General features: G+C 61.2%; 11 protein-coding genes. 6 read left to right on the top strand and 5 right to left on the bottom strand.

Annotated features, from left to right (window positions below):
• Positions 1-134: 134 nt before the first annotated feature.
• Positions 135-839, bottom strand: coding sequence for an acriflavin resistance protein (locus tag HB676_RS09700; RefSeq protein ID WP_346347307.1), 705 nt, complete (start codon positions 837-839; stop codon positions 135-137).
• A gap of 221 nt (positions 840-1,060) precedes the next feature.
• Between HB676_RS09700 and HB676_RS09695 the strand changes: the two genes are divergently transcribed.
• The 3 genes from HB676_RS09695 (at position 1,061) to guaA (ending at position 4,595) form a co-directional block, all read left to right on the top strand.
• Positions 1,061-1,483, top strand: coding sequence for an MAPEG family protein (locus HB676_RS09695; protein ID WP_213737567.1), 423 nt, complete (start codon positions 1,061-1,063; stop codon positions 1,481-1,483).
• Between the two features lie 43 nt (positions 1,484-1,526).
• Positions 1,527-2,828, top strand: a complete 1,302-nt coding sequence (locus tag HB676_RS09690) for an RsmB/NOP family class I SAM-dependent RNA methyltransferase (RefSeq protein WP_213737566.1) — start codon at positions 1,527-1,529, stop codon at positions 2,826-2,828.
• A gap of 171 nt (positions 2,829-2,999) precedes the next feature.
• Positions 3,000-4,595 (top strand): glutamine-hydrolyzing GMP synthase, encoded by a 1,596-nt coding sequence (gene guaA / locus HB676_RS09685; RefSeq protein WP_213737565.1) that lies wholly within the window; start codon positions 3,000-3,002, stop codon positions 4,593-4,595.
• A gap of 138 nt (positions 4,596-4,733) precedes the next feature.
• On the opposite strand, the gene HB676_RS33765 is transcribed toward guaA, so the two are convergent.
• On the bottom strand, positions 4,734-5,303 hold the full coding sequence (locus tag HB676_RS33765; RefSeq protein ID WP_249780152.1) for a hypothetical protein: 570 nt from the start codon (positions 5,301-5,303) through the stop codon (positions 4,734-4,736).
• A gap of 667 nt (positions 5,304-5,970) precedes the next feature.
• Between HB676_RS33765 and HB676_RS33760 the strand changes: the two genes are divergently transcribed.
• Positions 5,971-6,912: an autotransporter outer membrane beta-barrel domain-containing protein gene (locus tag HB676_RS33760; RefSeq protein ID WP_249780151.1), complete on the top strand. Its 942-nt coding sequence runs from the start codon at positions 5,971-5,973 to the stop codon at positions 6,910-6,912.
• 436 nt (positions 6,913-7,348) lie between these two features.
• Here the strand turns inward: HB676_RS33760 and HB676_RS09675 are convergent, their stop codons facing one another.
• Complete coding sequence (locus HB676_RS09675) at positions 7,349-7,948, bottom strand: NAD(P)-binding domain-containing protein (protein ID WP_213737563.1); 600 nt, start codon at positions 7,946-7,948, stop codon at positions 7,349-7,351.
• A gap of 54 nt (positions 7,949-8,002) precedes the next feature.
• Complete coding sequence (locus tag HB676_RS09670) at positions 8,003-8,737, bottom strand: SDR family oxidoreductase (protein WP_213737562.1); 735 nt, start codon at positions 8,735-8,737, stop codon at positions 8,003-8,005.
• A 275-nt stretch (positions 8,738-9,012) separates the two neighbouring features.
• Between HB676_RS09670 and HB676_RS09665 the strand changes: the two genes are divergently transcribed.
• Together HB676_RS09665 and HB676_RS09660 are read left to right on the top strand one after the other, a co-directional pair.
• Positions 9,013-9,909, top strand: coding sequence for a LysR family transcriptional regulator (locus HB676_RS09665; RefSeq protein ID WP_213737561.1), 897 nt, complete (start codon positions 9,013-9,015; stop codon positions 9,907-9,909).
• Positions 9,910-10,134: 225 nt separating this feature from the next.
• The gene (locus tag HB676_RS09660; protein WP_213737560.1) at positions 10,135-10,500 is read left to right on the top strand and encodes a nuclear transport factor 2 family protein; all 366 of its coding nucleotides are present in this window, start codon (positions 10,135-10,137) and stop codon (positions 10,498-10,500) included.
• Positions 10,501-10,549: 49 nt separating this feature from the next.
• Here the strand turns inward: HB676_RS09660 and HB676_RS09655 are convergent, their stop codons facing one another.
• On the bottom strand, positions 10,550-11,452 hold the full coding sequence (locus tag HB676_RS09655; protein WP_213737559.1) for a LysR family transcriptional regulator: 903 nt from the start codon (positions 11,450-11,452) through the stop codon (positions 10,550-10,552).
• Between the last annotated feature and the right edge of the window lie 88 nt (positions 11,453-11,540).

The raw sequence follows: 11,540 nt of genomic DNA, 5'->3' as shown, positions 1-11,540 counted from the left end.
CGGCTGAGCCGGGTTTTCCTGATGCCGCAATGGGCTCGAGAGGCTGCAGCGTGCTGGACCTCTCGCTGCAGCCTCTCATCGGGCTCGCCGAAGCGAGGCCCGGTCTGAAACATGATGGCAACCTTGGGGGATGCTCAGAGCACGCGGTATCGGATCGCAAAGGCGTCGTTCTGCTCGGTGCGGCTCTCTTCGCCTTTACCGGGCAGGGCGACGCGATCGGCCAGATGCCATGGCCCGAATTCGTCGGAGTGGCTGGGGTCGGCCGCCAGCCGCAGCTTGAACTGGCACTGAACCTGGCCGGGCACATCCAGGATCACGATGCGGTCGGTAGTGCGATATTCCAGCGCGACCGATCCCTTCAGCACGCTGCGGCCGTCTCCGTCGGCCATCGCGCCCTGGATCTGCGCCAGTTCCTGGTTCCTGTCGGTATGCAGCTCAATCTGGCTGTCGGCGAGCGTGGTTGCGGCGGCCTTCGGCAGCCGGATTTCAAACTCGACCGCAGGCTTTGTCGGGTTGATGCCGAGATAGGCCAGCGCGGCATGCCGCATGTCATAGACAACAAAGGCCAGAAGCCCGAGCGCCAGCGCGGCGGCGAGGCCATGCCGGACGATATCGCGCAGGCTCCGATAGCCGGTCCGGAAATACACCGTCAAAAGGATCGCGACCGAGAGCGCCGCCGCGACGCCGGCGAGACCCGACATCAAGAGGCCGAATGAACTGTCGTCCGGGAACAGCCCGAGGCTGTCGGCGACCGTCCGCAGCAGCGAACTCATGGACGCGCCGGGCAGACCGGCGATTTCGGCTGCGCCTTTCAGGACGGGAGATGATGGAAGGTTCATTGCAGGCAGCTTGTGAACGTCTGGACCGGTTCGAGCCCGAAATGGCTGAAACCGCTGCGAGTTGGTCACCGCAGCGGTGATCAGGGTTCAACGGGCAGTGCGTATTCCGCAAAAGTGGTTACCGGTTTTGCGGAATGAGGACGCGGAAACGGGCTGTTTTATTGTCACATGAGGGCGCGGTCGCTATAGCGGGGGTTCGCGCTCAATCCGGGGAGATTTCGATGTCGGTTCCAATGGTTCTGCTGCCGGTCTTCGTCCTGATCGGGCTCACCTTTGCGTTGCTGTTGGGCATGGCCGGCGCCCGCCGCAGCGCGCTGGTCGGTGGCCAAACCAAGGTCAGGGATATCGTGATGGGGCAGCCGAACTGGCCAACCCGCGCCATGCAGATCGGCAATTGCTTCAGGAACCAGTTCGAACTGCCTGTTTTGTTTTACATTCTGATCGCCATCGCGCTGCCGTTGCGGCATGCCGATTTGATCATCGTGCTATTGTCCTGGGTGTTCGTGGTGACGCGCTTTATCCATGCCGGGATTTTTGTGACCTCCAACGATCTCAACCAGCGCTCGCTGGCGTGGTTCGCGGGCGTATTGGTGCTGCTGGCGATGTGGCTCTATTTCGCGCTCCGGATCATGCTGTTGATCTAAACGCTCGGATCGCTTCTCGCTCTTCTCGAACTGAAAGCTCTAAATGACTCCCGCAGCGCGCCTTTCGGCGGCCATCGAACTGATCGACACCATCGACGCCCAACGCGTCCCGGCCGCCAAGGCGCTGAAGGAGTGGGGCACCGCGCATCGCTATGCCGGCTCGGGCGACCGCGCCGCGATCTCAGGCCTGATCTGGGACGTGCTGCGCCGGCGCGCCTCCAGCGCCTGGATCATGGACGAGGACACGCCGCGTGCGCGCATGCTGGGCATGCTGAAGCTTGAGCGCGGGCTCGACACTGAGGCGATCGCGGCGCTATGCGACGGCAGCCGTTTCGCGCCGGCGCCGCTCAGCGACGGCGAGCGCTCGGCACTCACCTCGCGTTCACTCGACGCGGCGCCCGCTCATGTTGCCGGTGACTACCCGGAATGGCTCGATGCGACCCTGGCGCAGGTGTTCGGCGAGGACCGGGTCGCCGAGGCGACCGCGATGGCAAGCCGGGCGCCGCTCGACCTGCGCGTCAATACGCTGAAAGCCAAGCGCGAGAAGATCGCGGCATCGACCGCGCATCTGGGCACCACGCTGACGCCGTGGTCGCCGATAGGCTTGCGCATCGATCTCGGCGCCGATGCCCGCAACCCCGGCATCCATGCCGAGGAAGACTTTATCAAGGGCGCTATTGAAGTTCAGGACGAAGGCTCGCAACTGGCGGCGCTGTTATCCGCCGCCAAACCCGGCGAGCAGGTTATCGATCTCTGTGCCGGGGCCGGCGGCAAGACGCTGGCGCTGGCGGCGATGATGCAGGGCAAGGGCCGGCTGATCGCGACCGATCACGACAAGCGCCAGCTTGCGCCGATCTACGAGCGGCTGTCGCGCGCCGGCGTGCATAATTGCGACGTGCGCACCCCGAAGGGCCCCGATGACACGCTGAGCGATATTCATTCGTCCGCCGATCTGGTGCTGATCGACGCGCCCTGCACGGGGACCGGCACCTGGCGGCGCAATCCCGACGCCAAATGGCGGATGCGCCCCGGCGCGCTCGAAGTCCGGCTCAAGGACCAGGTCACGGTGCTGGACCGCGCCGCGGCGCTGGTCAAACCCGGCGGCCGGATCGCCTACATTACTTGTTCAGTATTGCCGCCGGAGAATAACGACCAGATCCGCAACTTTGTCGGCCGCTATCCCGACTTTTCGGTCATCCCCCCGTCGCAGACCATGTCCGTGCTGTGGGACAAGGCCGACGACTTTGCGGATGCGACAATCCAGTCGCCGGAGGGCCTCCTGATGACCCCGCGCCGGACCGGAACCGACGGGTTTTTCGTGTCGGTGATGAAGCGGGCGGGTTGAACTCTAACCACGTCATTCCGGGGCGATGCGAAGCATCGAGCCCGGAATCTCGAGATTCCGGGTCTGGTCCTTCGGACCATCCCGGAATGACGGAGGCATATCCCCAATAAGCCTGTCTCATCGGCCTTTCCGGGGGTTGCGACCCCACCCCCGGTCGCGTAATTCCTTCCCATGACAGCAGCACAGCCAGCCAGCGAGTCGGCGCCATCAGTGGCCTCGGCGCATGACAAGATTCTGATTGTCGATTTCGGCAGTCAGGTGACGCAACTGATCGCGCGCCGGGTGCGCGAAGAGGGCGTCTATTCCGAAATCGTGCCGTTCCAGAAAGCCGAAGCGGCCTTCGCGCAGATGAAACCGAAAGCCGTGATCCTCTCCGGCGGCCCGGAATCGGTGCACGAGGAAGGCTCGCCGCGCGCGCCGCAGGCGATCTTCGATTCAGGAGTTCCGGTGCTCGGCATCTGCTACGGCCAGATGACCATGGCGGCCCAGCTCGGCGGCCATGTCGAGGGCGGGCACCATCGCGAATTCGGCCGCGCCGACGTCGAGGTCAAGGCCGAGAGCCGGTTGTTCGATTCTACCTGGGGCATGGGCGAAAAGCATCCGGTCTGGATGAGCCATGGCGACCGCATCACGAAGATGCCGCCGGGTTTTGTCGTCGCCGGCACCTCGCCGAATGCGCCGTTCGCCGTCATCCAGGACGAGACGCGCGGCTATTACGGCCTGATGTTCCACCCCGAAGTGGTGCACACGCCGGATGGCGCGAGGCTGATCCGCAATTTCGTGCGCAAGGTCGCGGGCCTCACCGGCGACTGGACCATGCGTGCGTTTCGCGAGGAAGCGATCGAGAAAATCCGCGCCCAGGTCGGCAAGGGCAGGGTGATCTGTGGGCTCTCAGGCGGCGTCGATTCCGCGGTCGCCGCGGTATTGATCCACGAAGCGATCGGCGATCAGCTCACCTGCGTGTTTGTCGATCACGGGCTGCTGCGCAAGGACGAAGGCAAGACCGTCGTCGATATGTTCCGCAACCATTACAATATTCCGCTGGTGCATGTGGATGCTGCAAAACAGTTTCTCGGCGAACTCGCCGGGGTCACCGATCCCGAACAAAAGCGCAAGACCATCGGCCGCCTGTTCATCGATGTGTTCGACGCCGAAGCAAAGAAAATCGGCGGCGCAGAGTTTCTGGCGCAGGGCACGCTTTATCCCGATGTGATCGAGAGCGTGTCGTTCACCGGCGGCCCCTCGGTGACGATCAAGTCGCACCATAATGTCGGCGGGCTGCCCGCGCGCATGAACATGAAGCTGGTCGAGCCGCTGCGCGAACTGTTCAAGGATGAAGTGCGCGTGCTCGGCCGCGAACTCGGCCTGCCGGATATTTTCGTCGGCCGCCATCCGTTCCCGGGCCCGGGCCTCGCGATCCGCTGTCCCGGCGATATCACGCCGGAAAAACTCGAAATCCTGCGCAACGCCGACGCCGTCTATATCGATCAAATTCGAAAGGCCGGTCTCTACGACAAGATCTGGCAGGCCTTTGCGGTTCTATTGCCCGTCAAAACCGTCGGCGTGATGGGCGACGGCCGCACCTATGAATACGTCGTGGGCCTGCGCGCGGTGACCTCGACCGACGGCATGACCGCCGACTTCTATTCCTTCGAGATGAAGTTTTTGGGCGAAACCGCGACCCGCATCATCAACGAAGTCAAGGGCGTCAACCGCGTGGTCTATGACATCACGAGCAAGCCGCCGGGGACGATTGAGTGGGAGTAGGGGACACGCGGAGCGATCATGGCACACACCGCGACTTTTTTCCTTTGTTGTGCCCGGAGGAACTCTCGCGTCATTGGACGCGACCGGACGATTTTCAGATTTCCAAATCGTGCGGACTCTGATTCGACGACTGTCATCTCAACGAGATGTCGCGCTGATCGGCGGCGTCGGCTCGGGATAAGCTTTCTTCGAAAAAGTTATGCGGCGCCTTCGCAAGCATGCAGGCTTCGTCTCGGTTTCGATTTTACGTTGGTGACAAGTGCTGATCAGGCTGTGTTTCTTTCTTGACGCATCTGGAACCCGTGTTGGATACTCCGAGCCGGGAATCGTTGGTGCCTTGGTAGCGACGATGTTGGCTGAAGCGGCGCGTTGAGCGTTTGCGTGGGGTGGGTTCAAAATGTCGCGAAGTATTTCGCGGGCGGCGCGCATGGGCGCCGCCTCGAGGGTGGTTGCGTGTGTTATTCTGTTGGCGGGGTTATTTAGCGTAGCGGGCAAGGCCAATGCAGCGTCGCTCACCACCACGACGACCATTACGGGCGCTCCCAGTTCCAGCAGCGCCGGACATACCATCACGTTCACCATCACGGTGCTCTGCAGCCCGAGTAATGTTAGTTGCAGCGATTCCCCAATCGGCTTCACATCACCGACTGGCACCGTCACAATAAAGGATAATGGTAGCGCGTTGGGCAGCGCCACCTTCGGCGCCACGTCAAATTCGTTCCAAACGGTGGTGACCTTTCAAACCTCGGCGCTTGCCGTCGGGTCCCATACGATCACCGCTGCATACGGTGGTGACGCGAACTTCTTTACTTCTAACGGCACAACAACAGTAACGGTGGGCGGGAGTAGCAGCGGTAGCAGCAGTTCAAATCTCAGCTCGGTGCAGACGCAGGGGTCCACGGTGGTCGCGACCTTTTCCGGTCAGACGCTCCAAAGCGCAGTCGACGATGCCACCAACACGCAACTGACGTCGACCACCACGGCGACCAATAACAATACCACGATTACTTTCTCGAGTGCGCCAGCCGGCCCGCAACCGCTGAGTGAAGACGCTTTCATCACGCTGATTACAAACTTTTTGACGTCCTTTAAGTGTAGCGTTGCTAATTGTGCAGGTAGTACTCCTACCTTTATTTATACAATGATTGCACAAGGGGGTGCCGGAGCGGCAATTCCACCTGAAATTTCAAACATCGCGTATCTTGCGAACTATCAAGCAGCAAATGGACTAGTGGCCCCCCACGGTGACGTATTGGGTTATCCAAATTTATCGGCTGCTCAAAAGATAGCTGCCATAAATTTGTTTAAGGGCTTGTACACTGCAGCAGTGAGTAAGGGATATTCATTTGTCCCATCATCCAGTACCGGGTACGGTTTGGCGGTCGTAGCCCCTGCCTCGTCATCATCGAGTTCGTCGAACTCTTCCCGGTCGAACTACGCCCCCGAAGATTCGCCCTCCGCGACCGCGCGCCGCGCCAATGAAGCTTTCGCCAAGATCGGCGATGGCGTGCTGGTGACGAAAGCGCCGGGCAAGGTGCAATATGTGTGGGGGCCGTGGAGTGTGTGGGGCGATCTCGCAGGCTCGGGCTTCAATCAATCCTCAGGCGGCGGGTTGAACGGCACCCAGGTCAACGCCACCGCGGGCATCGGTTACAAGATCAAGCCCGATGTCGTGGTCGGCGCGTTCGGTGGCTATGAGAATTTCAATTACGATTTCGCCGCGCTTCAGGGACGTCTCAGGGGCAATGGTGGCACGATCGGCACTTATGCCGGCTGGGCGATCACCCCGGCATTGCGCTGGACCGGGATGATCGGTTGGACCGGCGAGGCTTACGACGACTCGGCCGGTACCGCGTCGGGTAGCTTCACCGGCTCGCGCTGGCTGTTCTCGACCGGCCTGACCGGCAGCTACCGCATTCAGCAATTCGTGCTGGAGCCGACGGCGACAGTCTTCGTGCTGACCGAGCATCAATCATCCTATACCGACTCACTTGGCACGGCGCATGGTACCTTCAATTTTTCCGCGGGCCGCGTGTCGCTTGGTAGTCGGGTGTTGCTGCCGCCGCTGGTGCAATCGTCCTTTGTCGTCGTGCCCTATGTCGGCCTCTATGAGGAGCGATATTTCACCTCGAACAGCGCCGCGATTGCCGGCTCGGCAGCCGCGGGCTTTGGCGATAGTTGGTCGGCGCGCGCCTCCGCCGGCGTTTCGATACCGGTGGCAAAAGGCGGAACCTTGTCGGTTGGCGGCGACTATGGCGGCATTGGCGCCGACTTCAAGACCTGGAGCGCCACCGCGCGCGCGAATATACCACTCTGAGAGGACAGACCGCGCGGACTTCCGAAGATCGCGGAGGCGCGGTCGGCGGGAGTTGAGGGTGCCGGGCAAGGCCGGTGTCCGGCTGGTCTCGATCACCCGGAGCTCGGTGACGATCCCATGAGCAACATGGTCCGAGATCATGGCGCTGAAGCTGAAGAACGATGTGCCGCAGCGACAAGCTCAGGATCAATTGTTTCTGGGTTCATCAAGTCGTACTAGCTATTGAAGATGGGATGGCTTGGGAGCCGAACGCGAAATCCGCTCAACTAAAGTCGCGACTGAGGTCGATAGGTGCCGAAGGCGTAATCCACCACATGCTTTCTTCGAGGCGTATTTTTCATGGCGGGTTACGCGTTTCAAATATTCGGTCGCGCGCTGCTCGAAGAAGTTAGCGCGCGCGACCAGTTCCTGGCGTCGATCCACGGTCATAGATCGATTACTGCTCCTTTTTGAACAAATCCTGGAAGATAAGCGGGCCCCAGACCCGGTCGCGTGCATGTACCAGCGCGCCACCCTCGTTGAGCTTTCCCAGCTTGACGGGTGCAAACCCGAGTTGTTTGGCCAAGGCCGCCACGGCAGCGGTCGCGTCCTCCTCGTCACTCGACAGAAAGACGACGCGGTGCCCGCCTTCGACGATCGGATCGGCAGCCAGCTTGGCCGCAACCAGATGATTGAACGCTTTCACGAGCTTGGCGCCGGTGAATGCCTTGGCGACAAAGGCGGAGGACGGCAGACCGTCCAGCTCCCCAGCGGGGACTAACGCGTTCATCGCGTCGATGATTATCTTGCCTCTCCAGTTTGGCAGGGCCTTCGCAATTTCGCGATGTTCAGCGAATGGGACCGCCAAGATGATTGTGTCGGCCTCGAGTGCATCCCGCAGCGACTTGGCGACGACCGTGGGTCCAATCGCTCGAGCCTGTGGCGTCAACGCCTCAGGCGGCCGGCGGCTCGCGACGGTCACGTCGATGTTTTTACGGGCGAAGGCGTGGGCGAGGGCCTGGCCTATCTTACCGAATCCTACAATCGCGTAGCTCATCATATTTCTCCAATCCGTGTTGATATTGATTCCCCGGCCTTCAACGGCGCGATTTCAGATGGCCGAGAAACCGCCGTCGACGGACAACTCCAGCCCATTCACGAAGCTCGAATCGTCTGAAGCGAGAAACAGCGCGACCGCCGCAATTTCCTCGGGACGCCCCATCGTGCCCCGCGGGATCAGGGACTCGAACATCTGCTTTGCCTCAGGGGTGAGAACCTGGTCCTGCATTGGTGTGGCGATCGGCCCCGGGTGCAGCACGTTCACCCGAATATTCCGGCCCTTCAGCTCGTTGAGCCACCCGCGTGCGAATGCGTGCAGCGCCGCCTTGCTCGCCGCATACACGCTGTAACCGGGAAAACCCTTCAGCGAAGCAACGGAGCCGGTCATGAAGATCGATCCGCCATCGTTGAACAGCGGCAGCGCCTTTTGCACGGTGAACAGCGTACCTCGCGTGTTCAGGCCGAACGTCGCGTCGAAATGCTGCTCGGTAATCTCGCCCAGTGGGACGGCTTCACCAGTACCAGCGCTCGCGTACAGGATGTCGATCCTGCCCTTTTCCCGCTTGACCGTGTCGAACAGACGGTCGAGGTCGCCGAGATTGGCCGCGTCGCCGCGCACGCCGGTCACGTTCCGGCCAATCAGCTTGACGGCCTCGTCGAGTACCTCCTGCCTGCGGCCCGTGATGAAGACATAGGCGCCTTCTTCAACGAACCGCCTGGCGCTCGCCAGCGCCATGCCGCTCGATCCGCCCGTGATGACTGCAATCTTACCGTCTAGTTTTCCCATGACATTCTCCTTCCAAGCGTTGCCTTTGGTCGTCCGGGGAAGGGCCCCGAGACCCTGAAATAGGGGCGCGGCGTCAGGCGTTGAGTGCGAAAGCGTGCACAGCGGTGGTGCGAAATCCATCCGGCTGGACCATTGATGTCGGCCGTTACCATCGGGGTTCGCCGTTTGAAATCGGGCCGCGCTGGGCGGCATGGGCTATGATCTCAGCCTTTATTGCCGTTCGATGTGCTAGATAGGGGTTTGGAAGGCGCACCGGAGCGGTGCCGGATTGCACCATGATCGACTGGGATGACGTTCGCTATTTTCTTGCCGTCGCGCGCGGGGGCTCGGTGCGTGCTGCCGCCGAGCACCTCGGGGTGAACCACTCGACGGTGCTACGACGCATCGCCCAGCTCGAGGATCGCCTCGGGGTGCGCACGTTCGAGAAGCTGCCTTCGGGCTACCGCCTGACCGCTGCGGGCGAGGAGATCCTCGGGTTTGCGGAGCAGATGAAAACGTCGTCGCACCTGCTGGAGACGCGCGTATTCGGGCGCGACCAGGGCGTGCGCGGGCTTCTGCGGGTGACGTTGGCACCGCCCCTCGCAACCCACCTGCTCATGCCGGACTTCGCCGATTTCGCGCGTCTGCATCCGGACATCGAGATGGAAGTCTTGTCGTTCGGCGAGCTGGCAAATCTGACCAACCGAGAGGCCGATGTCGCGATCCGAGTCGTTTACGACCGCAAAACTCTGCCGCTCAATCTTCACGGCCTGAAGGGACCGGAGCTGTTCGGCGGCGTCTACATGTCCCGCGATCGACTAGCCGCGTGGAGAGCCGGTGTGCCTGATCCCATCCGGTGGATCGTCATAAGCATTCATGGAATTCCGGATTGGGCCAGCGAGGGTGAGGTTCGCACCACGGGGGTTCCATTCAGGACCACGGACGCCGAGGCGCAGATCGTTGCAGTAAGGCAAGGGATCGGGATGACGACACTGCCGTGTTTCGTTGGCGATGCCGACCCCCTGCTGGTGAGGGTGCCGGGCACCGACCTGCACATGTACGGAACGCTTTGGCTTCTCACACAGGGGGAGACACGCAAGACGAAGCGCGTGCGGCTCTTCACGGAGTTCGTATCCCGCAGGCTCGCCGCGTACGCTCCGCTTCTCGCGGGGCTGTCCATATCGGGCGACTGACGCCCGACAGGTCGCCGGATGGATTAGCCGAAGGCGTAATCCACCATATCTTCTCATCAAGCCGCGCCGTGATGGCGGGTTACGCTTTCGCTAACCCGCCCTACGGATTACACGCTTGGTTCGCAGGGTCGATCAACCGAAGGCATGATCCCCGCATCCCTTTGCAGGCTTGCGTTAACCCGCCGTAAGCCTGAAAACCGGCATCCCGAGTTGGAGCACCCGATCATGCCCACCAAAACCACCCTCGAAGCTTTCGTTGCCCAGGTGATTTCGGGCGATCATGTCGGCGCGATCCGCGACTGGTATCACGAGGACGCGTGGATGCAGGAAAACCAGGCTCCGCGTCGCGAGGGCGGCCGGGAAGCGCTGATGAAGCAGGAGGCTGCGATGTTGGAACGCAGCGAGTCCGTTGTCACCGAGTTGCTTGGTGGTCCGACAGTTGCGGGTGATCAGGTCGCCATCCGCTGGCGCTTCTCCTTCGTTTTCAAGGATGGCAGAAAATTGCAGCAGGAAGAGGTCGCCTGGCAAACCTGGCGAGGTGAGAAGATTGCCACCGAGACATTTTTCTATGACACGGCGCAGCGCAAATGAGTGACGGCTGCATCGCCGCAGGGTCCCGTCACCGCTTTGAATGCGCCGTTCAATCTCGTTGGGCTGCCAATTCCTTTGCCAGGGCGACCAACGCTCGCACTGCAGCAGACTGATTTCGACGGCCCGGATAGTAAAGGCAAAGACCCGGGAAAGGTGGCGTCCAGTCTTCCAGCACGCGGACAAGTCGGCCATCGGCGATGTCGGTCAAAACAGAATACTCGTGGATGAAGATCAACCCCAGCCCCTCAAGTGCGACCGTCCGCGCGAGACCGCCATCATCGAGCATGATCGGACCACGCACGTCGATCTGCAGGCTCTCCGCATTCTTCTCGAACTGCCACCTGTAGTGCGCGCCATTCGGCAAGCGGACACGAACACAGGAATGCGATAGAAGATCAGCAGGTGTGCGCGGATTTTTGCGGTTCGCAAAATAACTTGGCGATCCAACTACGGCGTAGCGTTGCGGGCGGCCAAGGGGGACCGCAATCATGTCACCAGGCACCAAATCGTAAACCCTCACTCCCAGATCGAAGCCTGAAGCGACGATATCGATCAGCCTTCCCTCGGTCACGAGATCGATCTCCACGTCTGGGTACCGGCGCAGAAACTCAAGCACCAATGGCGACAGGATTTCTTGTGCCGCAGGTAGGGCGACGTTGATGCGCAGGACACCAGACGGCTTTTCTTGCTGCGATCGTACAACCTCCATTGCGTCGTGAATTTCAGCAAGTGCTGGTCCGACCCGTTCGACGAATGTACGGCCAGCGTCGGTCAGAGAAACGCTTCGTGTAGTGCGGTTGAAAAGGCGTACGCCCAGCCCGGCCTCGAGCTTGGCAATTGAATGGCTAAAGGCGGTGGTGGACATGCCAAGATCGATCGCCGCTGCGCGGAACGATCCGTACCGTGCGACGGCAATGACAGCATTCAGCTCGGGGAGTCCAGTTCGAATCATTGTCCCGATCCATTCATCTTCGCATGCCGAATTGTCCCTCTAATCAGAACCTATGTCCATGCCGATATTCGAACGGTCGAGCTCGGAC

The organism is Bradyrhizobium sp. dw_411, from assembly GCF_018449695.1.
Lineage (GTDB): Bacteria > Pseudomonadota > Alphaproteobacteria > Rhizobiales > Xanthobacteraceae > Bradyrhizobium.
This window is presented reverse-complemented; position numbering and strand designations above follow the sequence as displayed.

Bases quoted from the DNA above. Each gene is read 5' to 3' on its own strand.
- HB676_RS09700 (WP_346347307.1), bottom strand. From the start codon at position 839: ATGAACCTTCCATCATCTCCCGTCCTGAAAGGCGCAGCCGAAATCGCC.
- HB676_RS09695 (WP_213737567.1), top strand. From the start codon at position 1,061: ATGTCGGTTCCAATGGTTCTGCTGCCGGTCTTCGTCCTGATCGGGCTC.
- HB676_RS09690 (WP_213737566.1), top strand. From the start codon at position 1,527: ATGACTCCCGCAGCGCGCCTTTCGGCGGCCATCGAACTGATCGACACC.
- guaA (WP_213737565.1), top strand. From the start codon at position 3,000: ATGACAGCAGCACAGCCAGCCAGCGAGTCGGCGCCATCAGTGGCCTCG.
- HB676_RS09675 (WP_213737563.1), bottom strand. From the start codon at position 7,948: ATGAGCTACGCGATTGTAGGATTCGGTAAGATAGGCCAGGCCCTCGCC.
- HB676_RS09670 (WP_213737562.1), bottom strand. From the start codon at position 8,737: ATGGGAAAACTAGACGGTAAGATTGCAGTCATCACGGGCGGATCGAGC.
- HB676_RS09665 (WP_213737561.1), top strand. From the start codon at position 9,013: ATGATCGACTGGGATGACGTTCGCTATTTTCTTGCCGTCGCGCGCGGG.
- HB676_RS09660 (WP_213737560.1), top strand. From the start codon at position 10,135: ATGCCCACCAAAACCACCCTCGAAGCTTTCGTTGCCCAGGTGATTTCG.
- HB676_RS09655 (WP_213737559.1), bottom strand. From the start codon at position 11,452: ATGATTCGAACTGGACTCCCCGAGCTGAATGCTGTCATTGCCGTCGCA.